General features: G+C 64.1%; 1 protein-coding gene. It reads right to left on the reverse strand.

Features of this window, described 5'->3' with window-relative positions; genetic code table 11:
* Positions 1-404: alpha/beta hydrolase-fold protein (locus D7X55_RS46430; protein ID WP_255425070.1), on the reverse strand; the 404-nt coding region annotated here is incomplete at its 3' end.
* Positions 405-449 lie beyond the last annotated feature (45 nt).

The raw sequence follows: 449 nt of genomic DNA on the forward strand, positions 1-449 counted from the left end.
TATAAGAGACAGGCTTCGATCAGCGCCGGCAACTCGTGCACTGCATAGTCATGCATGCGGAAGTGCTTCGCCCACGGTGCACGGGTGGCGTTGAGGTAGAACCCTGCGCCCTTGCCCAGGTCGTAGCCTTCGGCATCGGCCACGTCATCACCGCGCGGGCTGGTATCAGGCGCGACAATGATCACGCCGTGTTCGGCCGCATAGCGCTGCGCGCCCGCCTTGGTGATGAAATTCTGCTCGGTGCAGGTCAGTCCGCTCAGCCAGTACAGCACCGGCAGCGTCTGCGTTTCCGCCTGCGGCGGCAGGTACACGGCGAACTGCATGTCGCAGCCCAGCGTGGTCGAATGATGGCGGTAGACGTCCTGCCAGCCGCCGAAACAGGCGCGGTGTTCAATGCGTTCCATGGTGCTCTCCTGCGCGGCGCGTCAGCGCACGCGTGCTTCTGGTAG

Source organism: Corallococcus sp. AB049A (genome assembly GCF_003668885.1).
GTDB lineage: Bacteria > Myxococcota > Myxococcia > Myxococcales > Myxococcaceae > Corallococcus > Corallococcus interemptor.